The 20,682-nt window shown below is 74.6% G+C and carries 22 protein-coding genes; 14 read left to right on the forward strand and 8 right to left on the reverse strand.

Annotation, left to right across the window (positions count from 1 at the left end):
- Positions 1-83 precede the first annotated feature (83 nt).
- Positions 84-539 (reverse strand): protein-tyrosine phosphatase family protein, encoded by a 456-nt coding sequence (locus HOP40_RS24910; protein ID WP_240157257.1) that lies wholly within the window; start codon positions 537-539, stop codon positions 84-86.
- Between the two features lie 44 nt (positions 540-583).
- Here HOP40_RS24910 and HOP40_RS24915 point away from each other — a divergent pair, with 44 nt between their 5' ends.
- Together HOP40_RS24915 and HOP40_RS24920 are read left to right on the forward strand one after the other, a co-directional pair.
- Complete coding sequence (locus HOP40_RS24915; protein ID WP_240157258.1) at positions 584-940, forward strand: YchJ family protein; 357 nt, start codon at positions 584-586, stop codon at positions 938-940.
- A gap of 58 nt (positions 941-998) precedes the next feature.
- Positions 999-1,403 (forward strand): VOC family protein, encoded by a 405-nt coding sequence (locus tag HOP40_RS24920; protein WP_205346902.1) that lies wholly within the window; start codon positions 999-1,001, stop codon positions 1,401-1,403.
- Here HOP40_RS24920 and HOP40_RS24925 read toward each other — a convergent pair.
- Together HOP40_RS24925 and HOP40_RS24930 are read right to left on the reverse strand one after the other, a co-directional pair.
- On the reverse strand, positions 1,388-2,074 hold the full coding sequence (locus HOP40_RS24925) for a helix-turn-helix domain-containing protein (protein ID WP_172162566.1): 687 nt from the start codon (positions 2,072-2,074) through the stop codon (positions 1,388-1,390). The genes HOP40_RS24920 and HOP40_RS24925 overlap by 16 nt on opposite strands.
- Positions 2,075-2,154: 80 nt before the next feature.
- On the reverse strand, positions 2,155-2,715 hold the full coding sequence (locus HOP40_RS24930; protein WP_172162568.1) for a YceI family protein: 561 nt from the start codon (positions 2,713-2,715) through the stop codon (positions 2,155-2,157).
- An 85-nt stretch (positions 2,716-2,800) separates the two neighbouring features.
- Between HOP40_RS24930 and HOP40_RS24935 the strand changes: the two genes are divergently transcribed.
- The gene (locus HOP40_RS24935; RefSeq protein WP_172162570.1) at positions 2,801-3,325 is read left to right on the forward strand and encodes a MarR family winged helix-turn-helix transcriptional regulator; all 525 of its coding nucleotides are present in this window, start codon (positions 2,801-2,803) and stop codon (positions 3,323-3,325) included.
- A 54-nt stretch (positions 3,326-3,379) separates the two neighbouring features.
- Here the strand turns inward: HOP40_RS24935 and HOP40_RS24940 are convergent, their stop codons facing one another.
- Complete coding sequence (locus HOP40_RS24940; RefSeq protein WP_172162572.1) at positions 3,380-4,447, reverse strand: NAD(P)-dependent alcohol dehydrogenase; 1,068 nt, start codon at positions 4,445-4,447, stop codon at positions 3,380-3,382.
- A 171-nt stretch (positions 4,448-4,618) separates the two neighbouring features.
- Between HOP40_RS24940 and dop the strand changes: the two genes are divergently transcribed.
- The 4 genes from dop (at position 4,619) to prcA (ending at position 8,160) form a co-directional block, all read left to right on the forward strand.
- Positions 4,619-6,118 carry a depupylase/deamidase Dop gene (gene dop, locus HOP40_RS24945; protein ID WP_172169101.1) on the forward strand — a complete coding sequence of 500 codons (1,500 nt, stop codon included), beginning with the start codon at positions 4,619-4,621 and terminating at the stop codon, positions 6,116-6,118.
- 107 nt (positions 6,119-6,225) lie between these two features.
- Positions 6,226-6,423, forward strand: a complete 198-nt coding sequence (locus HOP40_RS24950; RefSeq protein WP_172162574.1) for a ubiquitin-like protein Pup — start codon at positions 6,226-6,228, stop codon at positions 6,421-6,423.
- Between the two features lie 83 nt (positions 6,424-6,506).
- Positions 6,507-7,358, forward strand: a complete 852-nt coding sequence (gene prcB / locus HOP40_RS24955; protein ID WP_172162576.1) for a proteasome subunit beta — start codon at positions 6,507-6,509, stop codon at positions 7,356-7,358.
- 4 nt (positions 7,359-7,362) lie between these two features.
- Positions 7,363-8,160, forward strand: a complete 798-nt coding sequence (gene prcA / locus HOP40_RS24960) for a proteasome subunit alpha (protein WP_172162578.1) — start codon at positions 7,363-7,365, stop codon at positions 8,158-8,160.
- Between the two features lie 39 nt (positions 8,161-8,199).
- Here the strand turns inward: prcA and HOP40_RS24965 are convergent, their stop codons facing one another.
- From HOP40_RS24965 to HOP40_RS24975, 3 genes are read right to left on the reverse strand one after another with little or no spacing between them, the layout of a single operon-like run.
- The gene (locus tag HOP40_RS24965) at positions 8,200-8,898 is read right to left on the reverse strand and encodes an RraA family protein (protein WP_172162581.1); all 699 of its coding nucleotides are present in this window, start codon (positions 8,896-8,898) and stop codon (positions 8,200-8,202) included.
- The gene (locus HOP40_RS24970) at positions 8,895-10,139 is read right to left on the reverse strand and encodes an alpha/beta fold hydrolase (protein ID WP_172162584.1); all 1,245 of its coding nucleotides are present in this window, start codon (positions 10,137-10,139) and stop codon (positions 8,895-8,897) included. Before HOP40_RS24970 ends, HOP40_RS24965 begins: the two co-directional genes overlap by 4 nt.
- A 32-nt stretch (positions 10,140-10,171) precedes the next feature.
- Entirely contained in the window at positions 10,172-11,605 is a 1,434-nt protein-coding gene (locus HOP40_RS24975) for a bifunctional phosphatase PAP2/diacylglycerol kinase family protein (protein WP_172162587.1), read from the reverse strand.
- 255 nt (positions 11,606-11,860) lie between these two features.
- On the opposite strand from HOP40_RS24975, the gene pafA reads away from it, so the two are divergent.
- On the forward strand, positions 11,861-13,222 hold the full coding sequence (pafA, locus tag HOP40_RS24980; protein ID WP_172162590.1) for a Pup--protein ligase: 1,362 nt from the start codon (positions 11,861-11,863) through the stop codon (positions 13,220-13,222).
- A gap of 650 nt (positions 13,223-13,872) precedes the next feature.
- Here the strand turns inward: pafA and HOP40_RS24985 are convergent.
- Positions 13,873-14,106 (reverse strand): hypothetical protein, encoded by a 234-nt coding sequence (locus HOP40_RS24985; RefSeq protein WP_172162593.1) that lies wholly within the window; start codon positions 14,104-14,106, stop codon positions 13,873-13,875.
- A gap of 86 nt (positions 14,107-14,192) precedes the next feature.
- On the opposite strand from HOP40_RS24985, the gene HOP40_RS24990 reads away from it, so the two are divergent.
- The 6 genes from HOP40_RS24990 to HOP40_RS25015 all read left to right on the forward strand — a co-directional run bounded on the left by HOP40_RS24990 (position 14,193) and on the right by HOP40_RS25015 (position 20,618).
- Positions 14,193-15,173 carry a helix-turn-helix transcriptional regulator gene (locus HOP40_RS24990; protein ID WP_172162596.1) on the forward strand — a complete coding sequence of 327 codons (981 nt, stop codon included), beginning with the start codon at positions 14,193-14,195 and terminating at the stop codon, positions 15,171-15,173.
- A complete protein-coding gene (locus HOP40_RS24995) occupies positions 15,170-16,129 on the forward strand; it encodes a helix-turn-helix transcriptional regulator (RefSeq protein ID WP_172162599.1) in 960 nt (319 codons plus the stop codon). Before HOP40_RS24990 ends, HOP40_RS24995 begins: the two co-directional genes overlap by 4 nt.
- Before the next feature lie 2 nt (positions 16,130-16,131).
- Complete coding sequence (locus tag HOP40_RS25000; protein ID WP_172162602.1) at positions 16,132-16,308, forward strand: hypothetical protein; 177 nt, start codon at positions 16,132-16,134, stop codon at positions 16,306-16,308.
- Positions 16,309-16,405: 97 nt separating this feature from the next.
- Positions 16,406-16,714, forward strand: coding sequence for a Sec-independent protein translocase subunit TatA (gene tatA, locus HOP40_RS25005; RefSeq protein ID WP_172162605.1), 309 nt, complete (start codon positions 16,406-16,408; stop codon positions 16,712-16,714).
- 9 nt (positions 16,715-16,723) lie between these two features.
- Positions 16,724-17,767 (forward strand): twin-arginine translocase subunit TatC, encoded by a 1,044-nt coding sequence (gene tatC / locus HOP40_RS25010; protein WP_240157259.1) that lies wholly within the window; start codon positions 16,724-16,726, stop codon positions 17,765-17,767.
- Positions 17,768-17,837: 70 nt separating this feature from the next.
- Positions 17,838-20,618 carry a DEAD/DEAH box helicase gene (locus tag HOP40_RS25015; RefSeq protein ID WP_172169107.1) on the forward strand — a complete coding sequence of 927 codons (2,781 nt, stop codon included), beginning with the start codon at positions 17,838-17,840 and terminating at the stop codon, positions 20,616-20,618.
- The last annotated feature ends 64 nt before the right edge of the window (positions 20,619-20,682 follow it).

Raw genomic sequence — 20,682 nt, forward strand, 5'->3', positions numbered from 1 at the left:
GTACCTGTAAGGGGCACGCCACGGAGGCGGGGCCGGTCGCACGTCGACCGGCCCCGTCGGCGTTCCCGGGGCCACCGGGAGGGTCAGCGCCGCGCGGCGAACCACTCCACCCAGCGCCGCTGCGCCGCCGTCTCGACCGCGCGCGGCCGGTAGTGCGCGCGCGTCCACGCCACGGCGTCGGCGACCGGGTGCCCGGCCAGCACCGCCATGCAGGCCAGCACGGTGCCCGTGCGGCCGGTGCCGCCGCCGCACGCCACCTCGACGCGGCGCCCCGCGCGGGCGAGTCCGAGGGCGTGCTCGATCGCGGCGGCGGCGCGACCGGGGTCGCGCGGCACGCGGAAGTCGGGCCAGTCGACCCACTCCGCGGGCCAGTCCGGCGTCCACCGCTCGCGGCCGAGCAGGGTGCGGCGGCGGTGCAGGTAGAGGCCGAAGTCCGGCGGCGGGTCGCCGGGCAGCTCGCGGCGGCCGCGGCCGCGCACGCGCGTCCCGTCGGGGAGCACGACCACACCGGGGAGCGGGGGCGTCGGGGGTACGGGCACGCCCGGCATCCTGCACCCCGGCGCACGCGGGAGAGACTGGGCCCGTGCAGCCCTGCCCCTGCGGACTCCCGGCGACCTACCCCGCGTGCTGCGGGCGCTACCACGCCGGTGCGGCCGCGCCCACGGCCGAGGCGCTGATGCGCTCGCGGTTCAGCGCCTTCGCCGTCGGCGACGCCGCCTACCTGCGCGAGACCTGGGACCCGGCCACCCGCCCGCGTCGCGTCGACGTGGACCCGGCGACGCGCTGGACGCACTTGGAGGTCCTCGACCGCACCGGCGGCGGGCTGCTGGAGTCGACGGGCACCGTGCGCTTCCGCGCCCACCACGACGGCGGGGTCGTGGCCGAGGACAGCCGGTTCCGGCGCGCCGGCGGCCGCTGGCTCTACGTCGGGCCCGCGTGACGGCTGTGTCCGATCCGTTCACGACGGGCCGGAGCGGGCGGCGCTAGCGTCGGCGCCCATGGAGAAGGTGCAGATCACGGCCCGGATGGACGCCATCGGGATCGTCGTGTCCGACATGGCCGCCACGCTCGCGTTCTACCGCGGGCTGGGCGTCGCCGTGCCCGACGGCACGGAGGGCGGGCCGCACGTGGAGGCCGAGCTGGGCGGCGGGATGCGGCTGATGTTCGACACCGAGGACGTCGCGCGCTCGCTCGACCCGGACTGGACGCCGCCCACCGGCGGCGGACGCGTCGGCCTGGCGTTCCGGCTCCCGGACCCGGCCTCGGTCGACGCCCTGCACGCCGAGATGGTCGCGGCGGGCCACGCCGGCGAGCTGGAGCCGTTCGACGCCCCGTGGGGGCAGCGCTACGCGAGCCTGCGGGACCCGGACGGCACCACCGTGGACCTCTACGCGCCGAACTGACCGGGGGAGCGGCCCGCGAGCGCCCGCACCTCCCGGCTCAGGTGCGGCTGGTCGGCGTACCCGGCGCGCACCGCGACCTCCGCGGGTGCGACGCCCGCGTGCAGCAGGTCGACCGCGCGGCGGAAGCGCAGGACGCGGCGCAGCACGGCGGGGCCGTAGCCGAACGCGGCGAGCGCGCGCCGGTGCAGCGTCCGGGGGGTCCACCCCAGCGCCTCGGCGGTGGCCGCGGCGCCCGCCCCCGCGGCCGCGTGGCGCACGACCACGCCCAGCGCGCGGTCCGGCGGCGCGCCGGGCAGGTCGGCGACGATCCCGAGCAGGGCGTCGAGGACGGGCTCCCCGGCCTCGATCCGGGCCACCGCGCGCCCGGCGGGGCGGGGGAGCAGATCGGCCAGCGGGACGCGCCGGTCGAGCAGCGCGTCGGCCGGCACCCCGAGCAGCGCGGGCAGCGCGCCGGGGCGGAACCGCAGGCCGGTGGCGACGGCGCCCGGCTCGCGGCCGGCGGGGTGCGGGGCGGTGTCCGGACCCGCGACGAGCAGGTCGGCGCCGGTCCACACGAAGTCCATGGCGCCGTCGGGGAGCACGGCGTGCACCGCCGGCGCCGGCCCGGACGACGCCGACCAGCCGCACTCGGCCAGCCCGCCCAGCGGCACCGGGAACTCGCGGTATCCCACCCGGCCACCGTGCCACGCGGACCCCGGACGCGCGACGGCCCCCGGCGAGGTGCCGGGGGCCGTCCGCGGGGGGAGTCGGATCAGGCGGTGCGCAGCACGCCCTGGATCTCCAGGGTGATCTGCACCTTCTCGCTGACGACGACGCCGCCGCCGTCGAGCGGCATCGAGATGTCGACGCCGAAGTCGCTGCGGTTGATGGTGGTCGTGCCGGTGAAGCCGGCGCGCGTGCCGCCGTAGGCGTCCGGGCCGAAGCCGTTGACCTCGAGCGACAGGGTGACCGGGCGGGTGACGCCCTTGATGGTCAGCTCGCCGTCGACGGCCAGGTCGTCACCGTCGGGGCGGACGGCGGTGGAGACGAAGGTCCAGGTGGGGTGGTTCTCGACGGCGAAGAAGTCGGCCGAGCGGATGTGGCCGTCGCGCTGGTCGTTGCCGGTGTCGATGGAGGTCGCGTCGATCTCGGCGCGCACGCTCGATCCGGTGACGTCCGGGCCCGTCACGATCTCGCCGGAGAACCCGCCGAAGCGCCCGCGTACCTTGCTCACCATCATGTGGCGGACCGTGAACGAGACGTCGGAGTGCACGGGGTCGATGTCCCAGGTGCCCGCGATGTAGTTCGGGATCTGGGTCTGCGTGGTGGTCATCGGGATCCTCCGTTAGTTGAACGCTCAGGTGTTGAGAGGGACACTAGCGGAAGGGTGTTGAGGGTTCAACTATTCCGGGAGTGTGATGGACGACACCCGTTGGCTCACCGAGGACGAGCAGCGCACCTGGCGCAGCTTCCTGACCGCGAGCCGCCTGCTGTGGGACCGCATCGAGCGGCAGCTCCAGCAGGGCACCGGCCTGCCCCACGCCTACTACGAGATCCTCGTGCGGCTGTCCGAGGCACCCGACGGCGTGCTGCGGATGAGCACGCTCGCCACGTCGTCGACGTCGTCGCGCAGCCGGCTCTCGCACGCCGTCACGCGGATGGAGGAGGCCGGGCTCGTCCGCAGGCGCCCGCACCCGACCGACAAGCGCGGGCAGCTCGCGGAGCTCACCGAGGCCGGGTGGGAGCGGCTGCGGGCCGCGGCGCCGGGGCACGTCGAGGAGGTGCGGTCGGCGCTGTTCGACCTGCTCAGCCCCGAGGAGCAGGCCACCCTGCGCACGATCAGCGAGCGGCTCGCGGCGCACCTGGCCGAGGGGCCGCTGTGGCCCGCGGTGGGGGACCGCGCGACGGACGCGGGCACCGACGACCCCGCGACCGGCCCCTGACGCACCGCGACCGGCGCCGCAGCAGCGGCACCGGTCGCGGGGTGGTGGGAGCGGTCAGGAGAAGGTGATCAGCGGCTTCACGATGCCGTCGGCCTTCGTCGTCATCATCTCGAAGGCCTCGGAGATGCGGTCGAAGCCGAACGTGTGCGTCGTCATCGGCGTCGGGTCGATGCGGCCGGACTCCAGCAGGCGCAGCAGGCGCTTCATCCGCTCGCTGCCGCCCGGGCACAGGCCGGTGTGCACGGCCTTGTCGTTCATGCCGAGGCCGAACGCGTCGAGCGGGAGCTGCAGCGGGTTGGGGTTCTCGCCGTGGTAGCCGATGTTGGACACCCGGCCGCCCGCCTTGGTGACGCGCAGGCACGCCTCGAAGGTGTCCGGGAAGCCGAACGCCTCGATGGCGGCGTCGGTGCCCTCGCCGCCGGTGAGGTCCATGATCTGCTCGACCGGGTCGCCCTTGGTGAAGTCGACGATGTCGGTGGCGCCGAAGCGCTTGGCCAGCGCCTGCCGGTCGGCGCGGGACTCCACGGCGATGATCCGGCCGGCGCCCATCAGCTGCGCGCCGATCGTGGCCGACAGCCCGACCGGGCCCTGCGCGAAGATCGCCACGGTCTCGCCGAACTGCAGGTAGCAGTGCTCGACGCCCATGAAGCCGGTGGTGAGCATGTCGCAGCAGTAGGCGGCCTGCTCGTCGCTGATCGCCTCGGGGATCGGCGTGAGGTTGGCCGCCGCCGCCGGGACGACGAAGTACTCGGCCATGTTGCCGTCCATCTGGACGGTGTACTTGTAGCCGCCCAGCGCCCCGCCGCACTGGCTGGTGAAGCCGCGCTGGCACGCCGAACAGCGGTAGCAGGGGGTGACGGCGCAGACGACGACGCGCTGGCCCTCCTCGAAGCCGGTGACGGCCGAGCCCAGCTTGTGGATGACGCCGACGGACTCGTGGCCGAGCGTGCGGCCGTCCGGCACGGGCAGCGCGCCCTTGACGGTGTGGACGTCGGAGGTGCAGATCAGCGCCGCGGTGGTGCGGACGATGGCCTCCTCCGGACCCGGCTCGGGGATCGGCTTCTCGACGACCTCCGTCTCCCCGACTCGCTTGATCACGAAGGACTTCATCGTCTCCGGCATCGTGGCTGCACCTTCCAGGTCGCGGAACGCCGATCATGCACGCATCACGATGTGACGCCGGTCTCATCGTGAGACGGTGCCGGACCGGGGACGGAGGGCCCGGGGGCGGCCCGCCGGTTAGGCTCGGAGCATGAGTGCGCTGCAGGCCCGCCCGTGACGGCCCGACGGATCATGGGCACCGAGATCGAGTACGGCATCTCGGTCCCCGGCGACCCCACGGCGAACCCCGTGATCACCTCCACGCAGGTGGTGCTGGCCTACGCCGCGGCCGCCGACATCCCGCGCTCGCGCCGCGCCCGCTGGGACTACGAGGTCGAGTCGCCGCTGCGCGACGCCCGCGGGTTCGACCTCTCCGCGCCCACGATGCACAGCCCGGTCGACTCCGAGCTCGACGACCTCGGCGCCGCCAACGTCATCCTGACCAACGGCGCGCGCCTCTACGTCGACCACGCCCACCCCGAGTTCTCGACGCCGGAGGTCACCACCCCGCGCGACGTCGTGGTGTGGGACAAGGCGGGGGAGCGGGTGATGGAGGAGGCCGCGATGCGCGCCGCCACCGTGCCCGGCGCCCCGCGCATCCAGCTCTACAAGAACAACGTCGACGGCAAGGGCGCGAGCTACGGCGCCCACGAGAACTACCTGATGGCGCGCTCCACGACGTTCCCGTCGATCGTGTCGGGCCTGACGCCGTTCTTCGTGACGCGCCAAGTCGTGTGCGGCGCCGGCCGGGTGGGCCGGGGCGCCTCGGGCGACGAGGCGGGCTACCAGCTCGCGCAGCGCAGCGACTACATCGAGGTCGAGGTCGGCCTGGAGACCACGCTCAAGCGCGGCATCATCAACACACGCGACGAGCCGCACGCCGACGCCGACAAGTACCGCCGCCTGCACGTCATCATCGGCGACGCCAACATGAGCGAGTACTCCACGCTGCTCAAGGTCGGCACCGCCGCGATCGTGCTCGACATGATCGAGAAGGGCGTCCGGTTCGACGAGCTGCGCCTGGCCGAGCCCGTCCGCTCGGTGCACCGGATCAGCCACGACCCGTCGCTGAAGACCACGGTCGACCTCGCCGACGGCCGGAAGATGACCGGTCTCGACGTCCAGCACGCCTACCACGAGAAGGCGCGCAAGCACCTCGAGACGACGCTGGGCGACGACCTCGACGACGCCACGGCCGAGGTCATGCAGATCTGGGGCGAGGTCCTCGACGACCTCTCGCGCGACCCGATGAGCACCGCCGACCGCCTGGACTGGACGGCCAAGCTGCGCCTGCTGGAGGGCTACCGCGAGCGCGACGGCCTCACCTGGGACGCCCCGCGCCTGCACCTGGTCGACCTGCAGTACACCGACGTCCGGATGGCGAAGGGCCTCTACAACCGGCTCGCGACGCGCGGCTCGATCAAGCGCCTGGTGTCCGAGGACGACGTCACCGCGGCGATGACCGCGCCGCCCGAGGACACCCGCGCCTACTTCCGGGGCCGCTGCCTGGAGCGCTACCCGGCCGAGGTCGCCGCGGCGTCGTGGGACTCGGTCATCTTCGACCTGGGCCGGGAGTCGCTGGTGCGCATCCCGACGCTGGAGCCGCTGCGCGGCACCCGCAGCCACGTCGGCGAGCTGATCGACAACTCGCGGACCGCCGAGGAGCTCGTCGAGGCGCTCACCCGGGGCTGACCGCACCGCCGCGGCCCGGGCGGGAGATCGTCACGGCGTCGGTCACGGACTTTCGTCGGTCCGCTGGGTTAGGGTTGATCCAGCACGACCTATCGACAGGAGGCGTCATGTCGCAGGAGCAGACGAAGCGTCAGGGCGGCGGGGGCGGGGACGACGACGAGGGTGCCGACGGCGCCGCGGCGGGCCAGGAGCGTCGCGAGAAGCTCGGCGAGGACGTCGACACCATCCTCGACGAGATCGACGACGTGCTGGAGGAGAACGCGGAGGACTTCGTCCGCGCCTACGTCCAGAAGGGCGGGGAGTAGTCGCTCCGGCGCTCTCCCTCCCACACCGCACCTGAAACACCGCACGAGCAGTACCCCGCACGAGGAGAGGCGCAGACCTGACCATGTCGTTCCCCGATCCGGGGCGTCGCGCCCCTGTCGGGCTGGACGCGTACCTCGCGCCCGGCCCGTCCTCGTTCACCGACTTCGTCACCGCCCACGCCCCGCACCTGCTCCCCTCCGCGGTGCCGGCGCACGGTGCGCCCGGCGCGCTGGAGGTCCCGCACGGCACCACGATCGTCGCGCTGGTGTTCGACGGCGGCGTCGTGATCGCCGGTGACCGCCGCGCCACCCAGGGCAACGTGATCGCCCAGCGCGACATCGAGAAGGTCTTCGTCACCGACGCGCACTCCGCGGTCGGCATCGCCGGCTCCGCGGGCATCGCGCTGGAGATGGTGCGGCTGTTCACCGTCGAGCTCGAGCACTACGAGAAGATCGAGGGCACCACGCTCTCCCTCGACGGCAAGGCCAACAAGCTCGCCGCGATGGTCCGCGCCAACCTCGGCGCGGCGATGCAGGGCTTCGTCGTCGTGCCGCTGTTCGCGGGCTACGACATCGAGGCGCCCGACCCGTCGAAGGCCGGGCGGATCGTCACCTACGACGCCACCGGCGGCCGCTACGACGAGCTGCTGGGCTACCACGCCGTCGGCTCGGGCTCGGTGTTCGCGAAGTCGGCGCTCAAGAAGCGCCACCGCGTCGACGCCGACCTCCCCACCACCGTCCGCACGGCGATCGAGGCGCTCTACGACGCCGCCGACGACGACTCGGCCACCGGAGGCCCCGACCTCACCCGCAGGCTCTACCCGATCGTCGTGTCGATCACCGGCCCGGAGGGCGCGATCCGCCGCCCGGAGGCCGAGATCGCCGAGGTCGTCGCCCAGGTCGTCGCCGGCCGCACCGAGAACCCCGGAGGCTGACGCCATGACCATGCCGTTCTACTCGTCGGTCGACCAGCTCCTGCGCGACCGCTCGGAGCTCGCCCGCAAGGGCATCGCCCGCGGCCGCAGCGTCGTCGTGCTCACCTTCACCGACGGCGTGCTGTTCGTCGCGGAGAACCGGTCCACCGCCCTGCACAAGGTCTCCGAGATCTACGACCGCATCGGGTTCGCCGCGGTCGGGCGCTACAACGAGTTCGAGACGCTGCGCAACGCCGGCGTCCGGATGGCCGATGTCCGCGGCTACACCTACGACCGCCGCGACGTCACCGGCCGCATGCTGGCCAACACCTACGCGCAGATCCTGGGCACCTCGTTCGTCGAGCAGCAGAAGCCCTACGAGGTGGAGCTGTGCCTGGCCGAGGTCGGCGCCACGCCCGACGCCGACCAGCTCTACCGCATCACCTACGACGGCTCGATCACCGACGAGCCGCAGTTCGTGGTCATGGGCGGCACCACCGAGCCGATCAGCGCGAAGCTCAAGGAGACCTACCAGGCGGGCCTGGCCGTCACCGAGGCGATCGGCTGCGCCGTGGAGGCGCTGCAGACCAGCAGCTCCACCGCGGCCAACGGCACCGCGCAGCCCACGGTGCTCAGCGTCCGCGCGCTGGAGGTGGCGGTCCTCGACCGCGGCCGCCCGCGCCGCTCGTTCCGCCGCATCACGGGCTCCGCGCTGCGCGAGCTGCTGCCCGAGGCCAACCGCACCGTCGACGCCGCGCCCGCCGACTCCGACGACGTGGGCGGCGACGAGAACCCGGTGGTCCCCGAGGGCGGCGGCTCCTGATCCGCCCCGCCGCGCCCCTGACCTGACCCGGCCTGACCGTCAGGGCAGGGGCGGCTCCGCGCCGCGCCGGGCGATCAGCGCGTCGATCCCGGTGGCCGCGGCCAGCGTCTGCCCGCCCGCCACGGCGGCCCGCCAGGCCTCCTCGCGGGCGGCCACGGCGCGCGTCAGCTCCAGCACCGCGGCCAGCTCGGCGCGGGGCACGACCACGATCCCGCTGGAGTCGGCCCGCACGACGTCGCCGGGGTGCACGGCCACGCCGCCGCACTGGACGGGCACGTTGATCGCGCCCGGGCCCTGGTTGGAGCCGGTGGCGGGGTGGACGCCGCGGGCGAAGACCGGCAGGCCGATCTCGTCGAGGCCGTCGACGTCGCGCACCGCCCCGTCGACGACCAGCCCGCTGCAGCCCAGGTCGTGGACCGTGCGGCCCACGATGTCGCCGATCACGGCGGCGTCCTCGCGGCCGCCGCCGTCGATGACGAGCACGTCGCCCGCACCGATCAGGTCGGGTGCCTTGAGCACGAACAGGATGTCGCCGGGCTTCGTCCAGACCGTCACGGCGGTGCCGCAGACCTCCGGGCCACCCGCGAGCCGGCGCAGCGGGGGCCCGACGACCCCGACCGGGCCGCCGCAGTCGGCGATCTGGGTGGTGGCGAACTCCCGCAGGGCGGCGACGTCGGCGGGGTCGGGCCGCTCCCCGGACGGGTTCACGGCCCACTGCTGCGGGTGCGACCTGCTCACGCCGACTCCCGCACGCGCTCGAGGAGGGCCGCAGCGAACGCCGGCGCGGCCTCCAGCGGGGTGAAGTGGCCGACGCCGTCGAGCGGGCGCAGGTCGACGTCGGCGAAGAACTCGCCGAGGCGGTCGGACCACTCCCGCGGGAACAGCGGGTCGTGCTCGGGCCACAGGACGGTCGTCGGGACGGCGAGACGGTCGCCGGGGGAGGGGGCCTGCTCGGCCAGCGACCGCGCGACCGTGCCCCCACCGGCCCGGTACCAGTTCACCGAGGCGACGAACGCCCCCGGCCGCCCGTAGGCGTCGGCGAGCCGGTCGAGCTCGGCGGCGTCCGGGGTGAACGCGGGGCCCGACCAGTGCGACCAGATGTGGCCGAGGTAGCCGCGGACGGCGGCCGGGTTCCCGTCGAGCAGCTCCTCGACCAGCGGGAGCCGGTGCAGGTGCTGGTACCAGAACTCGCGCTGCGCCTCGGGGGAGAGCACCCGCGCCCCCGCGCCCGGCACGGGCGGGGAGACCACCAGGGCCCGCACCAGGTCGGGGCGGGCCCGGGCCAGCTCCTGCGCGGCGCGCGACCCGACGTCGTACCCGCCGAGGACGACCGGCCCGGCCCCGAGCTCCTCGACGAGCGCGGCGACGCTGCGGGCCTGCGCGGCGGCGGCGTAGGCGTCCGGTCCGGCGCCGTCGGGGCGCTCGGTGGCGCCGAACCCGCGCAGGTCGGGCACCACGACGCGGCAGGACCCGGTGAGCCGCGGGACCACCTCTCGGAAGTCGTGGCGGTCGCCGGGCCAGCCGTGCAGCAGGACGACGACCGGGCCGGGGCCGGTGTGGTCGTCGTAGGCGGTGCGGAACCCGTCGACGGGGGCGGCGAACGTCGCCGGGGCGGCCGCGGGCGCGTAGGTGCGCAGCTCGACGCCGGTGCCGTCGGGGTCGCGCAGGTAGATCCCGCGGCCCTGCCCGCGGGCGCCGAACAGGCTGCGCGGGGCGGGGGCGCCGTGCTCGGCCGCGAGCGCGTCGAGGTCGGCGTCGACCACCAGGGCCAGGTGGTCGACGTTGGTGCCGCTGCGCTCGCCGGCCTGCACGTCGATGATCGTCGAGGCGTCCACCCGCAGCGAGGCGAACGGCACCTCGCCCGCGCGCCACTGCTCCAGGCGGACCGGGACGAGCCCGAGGACGCCGACGTACCAGGCGATCAGCCGCTCGGGGTCGGGGGAGACGAGCACGAGGTGGTCCAGTCCGGTGACGCGCATGCCCCGTGTCTACCGGGCCGGGCCCGTGCGGGCTACGGGAGGAACGGGCGGTCGCGGCCCGTCCAGTTCTCCTCGCGCCGCCGGTAGACCTCGATCGGCTGCGGCGCCACGCGGAACGTGTAGCGCCCCGACTCCTCGACGACCTCGCCGTCGGTGGCCAGCATCCCCGGCACCGACAGCTCGACGTCGAACTCGGCGACCTCGCGCTGCCCGTAGACGCGGCTGTGCCCCAGCGCCCCGAACAGCAGGGCGGCCACCGCGCGCAGCCGGGAGAACCGGATGTCGGCGCGCAGCCAGCGGACGTCGAGCAGGCCCGAGTCGAGCGTCGGGCGCCAGGCCGGGACCATTCCGCGCGGGTGGTACGGGCCGTTGCCGACGAACAAGAACCAGACCTTCGTCCAGCGGCCCTCGATCCGCACGGCCACCGGCTCGGCGCGGCGCAGCACGACCACCAGCGCCGCGGCGAACGCCGGCCACTTGCCCCACCGCGGCTGCCACGCCTCGCGCAGGCGCACCAGGTCGGGGTAGGAACCCAGGCTCGCGGTGTTGAGGAAGCAGCGGGTGCGGATCACGGCGTCTGAGGTGGCGCCGGGATGCACCTCGACCAGGGCGAGGTCGACGGCCACGGCCTCGCCCGCCGCGGTGGCGTCGACGGCCTCCTGCAGGTCGTAGACGCCGACGTCGCGGGCGAAGTGGTTGAGCGTGCCGGTCGGGACGACGACGAACGGCAGGTGCCGCCGCCCGGCCACGGCCGCCGCGGCCGCGACGGTGCCGTCGCCCCCGGCAGCGCCGACGGCCCGCACGGAGCTGCCGGCGACCTCCACGGCCTCGTCGAGCTGCTCGTCGAGGTCGCGGTCGGGCCGCGCGCGCACGACGACGGCCTTCGGGAACGCGGCCTCCAGGTCGTCGGCCGGGTCGTGCTCGGGGTCGCCCGAGCGCTGGTTGGACACCATCACCAGGCCCTCGCCGTCGCGCAGCACCGGCACGGTGTCGAGCGGGCGGGCGCGGGCCTCGTCGGTGAGCCGCACCGGCCACCAGCGCCGCGACAGCAGCGCGAGGCCCGCGCCCAGCGCGGCGCCCGACACGACGTCGGAGGCCCAATGGACGCCCACGTGCACCCGGGAGTACGCGACGGTCGCGGCCAGCGGCGCGACCGCCAGCCCCAGCCGGGGGCTCTCCATCGCGACGGCCGTGGCGAACGCGGCGGCGGACGCGGCGTGCCCGGACGGGAACGACGACGACGTGGGGGGATCGTCGAGCGTCTGGTACGCCGGGAGCTCGGAGGCGGCCGGGCGGCGGCGCGGCAGCAGCGGCTTGAGCACGGCGTTGGCCGTGCTGCTCGCCGCGGCGATCGCGAACACCCCGCGCAGCGCGGCCTTGCGGCTCGACCCGCGGCGCGCGGCCAGCAGCCCGGCCACGGCGAACCACAGCAGGCTGTGGTTCGCGGCGAGCGAAGCGGTCTTCATCGCATCGTCGACGGGGCTGGGCGGCAGCCCCGACACGGCGCGGGAGATCGCGCGGTCCAGGTCGCTGACTCGGCCCCTGCTGCGCCGTACCCGACTTCTCACCGGCCCGACCCTACGGCGGGGCGGGAGTGCGCCGCCGCGCGGCGCCACGCGTCGCAGGTCACCGGCGGTGCGGCCGCCGGGGCGGGCGCCACGCCGGGAACCCGTGCGTCACAGGCGTGACAGGAGGGGCCCTCTTCCGCCTACGCTGGGGGGATGCAGCGGCGGATCTACGGTGTGGAGACCGAGTTCGGGGTCACCTGCACCTTCCACGGCCAGCGACGTCTCTCCCCGGACGAGGTGGCGCGCTACCTGTTCCGCCGCGTCGTCTCGTGGGGGCGCTCGTCGAACGTCTTCCTGCGCAACGGCGCGCGGCTCTACCTCGACGTCGGGTCCCACCCCGAGTACGCCACGGCCGAGTGCGACTCGCTCGCCCAGCTCGTCAGCCACGACAAGGCGGGGGAGCGGATCCTCGAGGACCTGCTCGTCGACGCCGAGCGCCGGCTGGTCGACGAGGGCATCGGCGGCGACATCTACCTGTTCAAGAACAACACCGACTCCGCGGGCAACTCCTACGGCTGCCACGAGAACTACCTCGTCGCGCGGGCGGGGGAGTTCTCCCGCATCGCCGACGTCCTGCTGCCCTTCCTCGTCACGCGCCAGCTGATCTGCGGCGCGGGCAAGGTGCTGCAGACCCCGCGCGGGGCCGTCTACTGCCTCTCCCAGCGCGCCGAGCACATCTGGGAGGGCGTCTCCAGCGCCACCACCCGCTCGCGCCCGATCATCAACACCCGCGACGAGCCGCACGCCGACGCCGAGCGCTACCGCCGCCTGCACGTGATCGTCGGCGACTCGAACATGTCCGAGACCACCACGATGCTCAAGGTCGGCTCGGCCACGCTGGTGCTGGAGATGATCGAGGCGGGCGTCCAGTTCCGCGACTTCACCCTGGACAACCCGATCCGGGCCATCCGCGAGATCAGCCACGACCTCACCGGGCGGCGCACCGTGCGCCTGGCCGGGGGCCGCGAGGCCAGCGCCCTGGACATCCAGCGCGAGTACCACGCCCGGGCCGTCGAGCACCTGGCCGCGCGCGGCAGCGAGGACCCGGCCATGACGCGCGTCGTCGAGCTGTGGGGTCGCACGCTGGACGCCGTGGAGAGCCAGAACCTCTCGCTGATCGACCGCGAGATCGACTGGGCCATCAAGCACCGCCTCGTCGAGCGCTACCGCGAGCGCAACGACCTCGACATGGCCAGCGCCCGCGTCGCCCAGCTCGACCTCGCCTACCACGACATCCGGCGCGGGCGCGGGCTGTTCGACCTGCTGCAGCGCAAGGGGATGGTCGAGCGCGTCACCGACGACGGGGAGATCGAGGCGGCCAAGGACACCCCGCCGCAGACCACGCGGGCGAAGCTGCGCGGTGACTTCATCGCCGCCGCGCAGGCCGCGGGCCGCGACTTCACCGTCGACTGGGTGCACCTCAAGCTCAACGACCAGGCGCAGCGCACCGTGCTGTGCAAGGACCCGTTCCGCAGCGTCGACGAGCGGGTGGACCGCCTGATCGCGTCGCTCTAGCAGCTCGCTCCGGCGCTTCCGCCCTGGCGGCGCGATCGGGAGTCCGCGCTGAGGCAGCTGCGCGCCTGGTGATCGTCGGGAGTGTGACGCCAGGGTCGCCCGGGGGACCGTGGTGGTGCGGTCCTGGTGATCACGCTGGCTGCTCGCCGGTGGTGATCAGCGGGGATGTGACCTGAGGGTCGTCGGCGGGACCGTGGTGGTGCGGTCTCGGTGATCACGGGTCGTGGGGGCGGGCGTCGATCCGCTCGGCTGGTGATCGTCGGGAGTGCGACGCCAGGGTCGTCCGTGGGACCGTGGTGGTGCGGTCCTGGTGATCACCCGGCTGTTCACCGGTGGCATCACCGGGAATGTGACCTGAGGGTCGTCCCCGGGACCGTGGTGGCGCGGTCTCGGCGATCACAGGGCGTGGGGCAGGCGCCGGTCTGCTCGGCCGGTGATCGTCGGGAGTGTGACGCGAGGGTCGTTGGCGAGACCGTGGTGGTGCAGCCTTGGTGATCACCGGCCGCTCGCCGGTGGTGATCACCGGGAATGTGACCTGAGGGTCGTCCGCGGGACCGTGGTGGTGCGGTCTCGGTGATCACCCGGCTGCTCGCCGGTGGCGCCCGCACGGCGCCCGGGCCGCACGGCGCCCGGGCCGCGCCGGGGAGGCCTCAGGCCTCGCCGAACATCCGCTCCCGGATCTGGGCCAGCTCGTCCTGCACCGAGGCCGAGGCGACGGTCTCGTCGTTGCGCCCCGGCTCGATGCCCAGGGCCCGCAGCAGCGCCGTGGCCGGGATGGCCGGATCGCCCGCCTCGCCCAGCACCGGGTGCAGGCCGGCCTCGGCGAGGTGGGTGAAGACCAGGTTGACGATCGTCCACGGGTTGAACGTCTCCGGCTCGCTCATGGCGGCGAGCTTCCGCGTCCGCACGGACGAGGTCAAGACCGGCCGTTCGGCTGTCGCAGGATGAGACAGGTCCTACGATGGCGCGCGTGTCCTCCTCGCGGGCCGAGCGGCTGGTCAACCTCGTGCTGTGCCTGCTGTCCACCCGCCAGTTCCTGACGGCGGAGCGGATCCGGGCGATCGTGCCGGGCTACGCCGACGCGCCCGGCGACGACGCGTTCTTCCGGATGTTCGAGCGCGACAAGGCCGAGCTGCGCGAGCTGGGGGTGCCGCTGGAGACCGGGCGGCGCTCCACGTTCGACACCGCCGACGGCTACCGCATCGCCCGCCAGGACTACGAGCTGGGCGAGATCGACCTCGAGCCCGACGAGGCCGCGGCCGTCGCGCTGGCCGCCCGGCTGTGGGACTCCCCGCAGCTGGCCGGGGCCGCGCGGGGCGCGCTGGTGAAGCTGCGGGCGGCGGGCGTGGAGGTCGACGAGGACTCCGGGCGGATCCAGCCGCGGGTGCGGGCCGGGGACCCGGCGTTCGCGCCGCTGCTGGCGGCTGTGCAGGCCGGGCGGGCGGTCACGTTCGACCACCGCCGCGGCGGCCCCGGCGGCGAGGTCGTGCGCCGGCACGTCGAGCCGTGGGGCGTGGTGTCCTGGCGGGGCCGCTGGTACCTGGTCGGCCACGACCGCGACCGCGACGACGTCCGCTCGTTCCGGGTGTCGCGGATCAGCGGCACGGTCACGGCCACCGGGCCGGCCGGTGCGGTCCGGGCCCCCGAGGGCGTCGACCTGACGGCGCTGGTCCGGCGCGGCACCGACCTGCCGCCGGTCACGGGCGTCGCGCGGGTCTGGGTGGCCGCGGGGCGGGCGCAGGGCCTGCGCCGGCTGGCCCGGGTGCTCGGCCCGCGCACGCACCGCGGGCGCCCCGGCGACGAGCTGGAGCTCGACCTGCGCGACCCGGCGATGGTGGCGCGCTGGCTGGCCGGGCACGGCCCCGACATCGCCGTCCTGGACCCGCCCGACCTCGCCGAGCGGGTGCGGGCGACGTGGGCGGCCGCGGCCGATCCGGTGAGCACGCCGTGAGTACCGGAGGGGTCACCGAGCGGCTGCCGCGGCTGCTCTCGCTCGTGCCCTACCTGCTGGCGCGGCCGGGCGTGCTGGTCAGCGAGGTGGCGGCCGACTTCGGCGTCACCGAGCGGCAGCTGCGCCGCGACCTGGAGCTGCTGTGGATGTGCGGGCTGCCCGGCTACGGCCCCGGCGACCTGGTCGACCTCTCGTTCGCCGGCGACACCGTCACCGTCACCGAGGACGCCGGCATGCGCCGCCCGCTGCGCCTCACCACGGCCGAGGCGACGGCCCTGCTCGTGGCGCTGCGGACGCTGGGAGAGCAACCCGGCGTCGTCGACACGGGAGCGGTGCGCCGGGCGACCGCGAAGATCGAGCGGGCCGTCGGTGACGCCGGGCTCGCATCGGTCGCCGTCGACCTGTCGCACGAGGAGGAGACCACCACCGCCGCCGTGCGACAGGCCCTGGAGGGCGGGCGGGCGCTGCAGATCGTCTACTACACCGCGGGGCGCGACGCGGTGTCGCAGCGCGTGGTCGACCCGATGCGGCTGCTGATCGTCGAGGGCCGCGGCTACCTCGAGGCGTGGTGCCGCCGCGCCGAGGGCGTACGGCTGTTCCGGCTCGACCGCGTCGAGGACGTCGCGGTGCTCGACGAGCCCGCGGAGCCGCCTCCGGACGCCGAGCCGTCCGACGTGTCCGAGGGCGCGTTCCGGGCCCGGCCCGACCACCCGGCCGCGGTGCTGCTGCTCGAGCCGGGCGCGCTGTGGGTCTCGGAGTACTACCCGGTGGAGGAGGCGCGGGAGGTCGAGGGCGGGCGGCTGCGGGTCGTGCTGCGCTACGCCGACCCCGCCTGGCTCGTGCGGCTGGTGCTGGGGTTGGGTGGCGGGGCCCGGGTCCTCGACCCGCCGGAGCTCGCCGACGCGGTCGCGCGGCGGGCCCGGGAGGCGCTGGACCTGGACGGGATCGGGGAGTGACCATGGTGGTGGCCTGGGTGGTGGCGGGGATCGGGCTGGTCCTGCTGGCCGCGGTGCTCCTGGCGGTGCTGCCGCGCGTGCGCCGGTTCTCCCGCGCGGTCGACGAGCTGAGCACCGGGATCGCGCGCGGCCGCGCCGCGCTCCCCGCCGTCGGCCGGGGCGCCGCGAAGCGGTCCTGACCGTGCGTTCTGCGGCGCAGCGGCGGTCCGCTCCCGGGCCGTTCCCCCGACCGGCGTAGACTGCGTCACGTACTGACCACGGCGGAAGGACGACTCCATGCCGAGCCTCGGCGGCTGGGAATTCGTGATCCTGATCGGCGTTCTGGTGCTGCTCTTCGGCGCCAAGCGACTCCCGGACATGGCCCGCTCGATCGGACAGTCCGCGCGCGTGTTCAAGGGTGAGATGAAGGGCCTCAAGGACGACGGCGCGTCGAAGGACGCCCCCGCCCAGCCCGCTCCGCCCGCGGCCACGCCGCCCCCCGCGCCGCTGCCGCCCACCGCGGCCGCCCCGCCCGCGCCGGCTCCGCAGCAGCAGCAGGAGACGACGCCGGCCGCCGGGCAGGGCCACTCCAGCCCCGGCCAGTAGCCCACGCCGGTGGCCAGGTTCTCCCTGCGTCGGACGGGGCGCAAGCCCCGCAACGCCGACGGCACGATGTCGCTCGTCGAGCACCTCTACGAGCTGCGCAACCGGCTGACGATCTCGCTGGTCGCGATCGCCGTGACCACGGTCTTCGGCTACATCTGGTTCGGGGTCGCGTTCTTCGGCTTCCCGAGCCTGGGTGAGCTCCTCACCGACCCGTACTGCTCCATCCCCGCGGGCCAGCGCGCCGAGTTCACCCAGGACGGTACCTGCACGCTGCTGGCCACCGGGCCGTTCGACCAGTTCAACCTGCGCCTGCGCGTCGGCATCACCGCCGGCGTCGTCCTGGCCTGCCCGGTGTGGCTCTACCAGCTGTGGGGCTTCATCACCCCCGGCCTGTACGTCAAGGAGCGCCGCTACGCGCTGACCTTCGTCGCGGTCGCCGCGGTGCTGTTCGTCGGCGGTGCGGTGCTGGCGTACTACGTCGTCGCGCAGGGCCTGAGCTTCCTGCTCGCGATCGCCGACGGGGTGCAGACCACCGCGCTGTCGGGCGAGCAGTACTTCAACTTCGTCATCGGGCTGCTGCTGATCTTCGGGGTGAGCTTCGAGATCCCGCTGCTGGTCGTGATGCTCAACTTCGCGGGCGTCATCACCTACGAGAAGCTGGCGTCCTCGCGGCGCGGGCTGGTGTTCGGCCTGTTCGTGTTCGCCGCGATCGCCACGCCGGGCCAGGACCCGATCTCGATGATCTCGCTGTCCCTCGGGCTGGTGATCCTGTTCGAGGTCGCCATCCAGGTCGCCCGCATCAACGACCGGCGCAAGGCCAAGCGGCGCGCGGCCGAGGGCTGGGACGACTGGGACCCCGACGCGCCCTCGCCGATCGACACCTCGCCGAGCCCGATCGACACCCGGCCCAGCCCGGTCGGGGCGTCGGGCGGGGCCGAGGCCCCCAGCGCCATCGAGGGGCCCGGCACGATCACCGCACCGGCCCGGATCGAGCCCTCCCGCATCGAGCCCTCCCGGGTCGAGTCCTCCCGGAGCCTCGACGACGTGACCTGACCGCGCGTCCCGCCCGTCCACGGGGGCGGGCGGGACGCCGGCGGGGGTGCGTCCGGTGATCCGCCGCCGGATGTGCGAGTGTGGAGCGGTGGCCAGCAGCACGCCTGCTCCCGCGGAGGCCTACGCCGCCGCCCGGAGCCGGGCCGCACGTCCGAACCTGACGGAGTTCGTCTCAGGTCTTCCCTTCGAGCTGGACGGGTTCCAGCGCAGCGCCTGCTCGGCGCTGGAGGACGGGCACGGCGTGCTCGTCTGCGCGCCCACCGGCGCGGGGAAGACCGTCGTGGGCGAGTTCGCCGTCCACCTCGCGCTCGCCCGCGGGCAGAAGTGCTTCTACACCACGCCGATCAAGGCGCTGAGCAACCAGAAGTACGCCGACCTCGTCGCCCGCCACGGCGCCGACGCCGTCGGCCTGCTCACCGGCGACACCGTGATCAACGGCGATGCGCAGGTGGTCGTCATGACCACCGAGGTGCTCCGCAACATGATCTACGCGGGCAGCCGGCAGCTCGAGCACCTCGGCTACGTCGTCATGGACGAGGTGCACTACCTGGCCGACCGCTTCCGCGGCGCCGTGTGGGAGGAGGTCATCCTCCAGCTCCCCGAGCACGTCGCGCTGGTGTCGCTGTCGGCGACGGTCAGCAACGCCGAGGAGTTCGGCGACTGGCTGGTGACCGTCCGCGGCGACACCACCGTCGTCGTCGACGAGCACCGCCCGGTCCCGCTGTGGCAGCACATGATGGTGGGCAACCGGCTGCTCGACCTGTTCGCGGGCGAGGACGAGTCCGGCGAGCTGCAGGTCGATCCCGACCTCGTGCGCCACACCCGCGACCTGGAGCGCTCCAGCGCGGTGTGGGACCGCGGGCGCGGCCGCTCGCCCCGCGGCCCGGGCGGGGGCGGGGGCCGCTCGCAGAGCCGGTTCCGGCCGCCGTCGCGCACGACGGTGATCGACCGCCTCGACCGCGACGGCCTGCTCCCGGCCATCACCTTCGTCTTCAGCCGCGCGGGCTGCGACGCCGCCGTCGGGCAGTGCCTGCGCTCGGGCCTGCGCCTCACCACCGACGACGACGTCGCCGAGATCCGCCGCATCGTCGACGAGCACACCTCCGAGCTGCCCCAGGCCGACCTGGCCGTGCTGGGCTACTGGGAGTGGCGCGAGGCGCTGGAGCGCGGGATCGCCGCGCACCACGCCGGGATGCTGCCGGCGTTCAAGGAGACGGTCGAGGAGCTGTTCGTCCGCGGCCTGGTGCGGGCGGTGTTCGCCACCGAGACCCTCGCGCTCGGGATCAACATGCCCGCGCGCACCGTCGTGCTGGAGCGGCTGGTCAAGTACAACGGCGAGAGCCACGCCGAGCTGACGCCGGGGGAGTACACGCAGCTCACCGGGCGGGCCGGGCGCCGCGGCATCGACGTCGAGGGGCACGCGGTCGTCGTCTGGCAGCCCGGGGTCGACCCGGTGCAGGTCGCCGGGCTGGCCTCGACGCGCACGTACCCGCTGCGCAGCTCGTTCCGCCCCGGCTACAACATGGCCGTCAACCTGGTGGCGCGGCTGGGCACGGAGTCGGCGCGCGACCTGCTGGAGCAGTCGCTGGGCCAGTTCCAGGCCGACCGCTCGGTCGTCGGGATCTCCCGGCGGATCGAGCGCAACACCGAGGCGCTGGCGGGCTACGAGGAGTCGATGCGCTGCCACCTCGGCGACTTCTCGGAGTACGCGCGGCTGCGGCGGCAGGTGTCGGACCGGGAGAAGTCGCTGTCGCGCCAGGGCGTCGCGGAGAGCCGGGAGGCCTCCGCCGCGTCGCTGCGCCGGCTCAAGGCAGGCGACGTGATCGCGGTGCCGGCCGGACGCCGCGCCGGGCTCGCCGTCGTGCTGGACCCGGGCGTCGACTCCGACGGCGACCCGCGCCCGCTGGTGCTCAGCGAGGACCGCTGGGCCGGGCGGCTCTCGGCGGCCGACTTCCCCGCGCCCGTGCACCCGCTGGGCCGGATGCGGCTCCCCAAGCGGGTCGACCACCGCACCCCGCGGGTGCGCCGCGACCTCGCCTCGTCCCTGCGCAGCACGGGTCTCGTGGCGCCGAGCACGCCGCGGCGCCGCGGCCGGGGCGACGCCGTCGACGACCCCGAGCTCGCCACGCTGCGCCGCGCCCTGCGCGCGCACCCCTGCCACGGCTGCGACGACCGCGAGGCGCACGCCCGCTGGTCGGAGCGGCACGCCCGCCTGGAGCGCGAGACCGAGCAGCTGCGGCAGAAGCGCCAGGCCACCACGCACTCGCTGGCCCGGGCGTTCGACCGCATCCGCGCGCTGCTCGGCGAGCGCGGCTACCTCGAGGGCGAGGAGGTCACCGAGCACGGGCAGCGCCTGGCGCGGCTGTGGGGCGAGTCCGACCTGCTCACCGCGGAGTGCCTGCGCCACGGCGCCTGGGACGGGCTGGAGCCCGCCGAGCTCGCCGCCGTCGTCTCGGCCCTGGTGTACGAGACGCGCCGCGACAACGGGCCGGTGCCGCGCGTGCCGTCCGGGCCGGTCAGCGAGGCCCTCGCGACGACCGTGCGGATCTGGGGCGAGCTCGACGCCGACGAGCGGCGCCACCACGTCGACCGCACCCGCGAGCCCGACCTCGGGTTCGCGTGGCCGATGCACCGGTGGGCGCGCGGGGAGTCGCTGTCGGCGGTGCTGACGGCGGCCGAGCAGAACGGCTCCGAGCTCTCGGCGGGCGACTTCGTGCGCTGGTGCCGCCAGGTCCTCGACCTGCTCGACCAGATCGCCGGGGTCGCCGGGCGGTCGAGCGGGGTCGGCCGGGCCGCGGTGAAGGCGGGGCAGGCGGTGCGCCGCGGCGTGGTGGCGGTCGGGGCCACCTGATCGGGCGTTCGGCTGCGCCTCCTCACCCGCCTGTGCTTGGATCCGGCGAGCGCAGGAAGAAGGA

It is taken from the genome of Pseudonocardia broussonetiae (assembly GCF_013155125.1).
GTDB lineage: Bacteria > Actinomycetota > Actinomycetes > Mycobacteriales > Pseudonocardiaceae > Pseudonocardia > Pseudonocardia broussonetiae.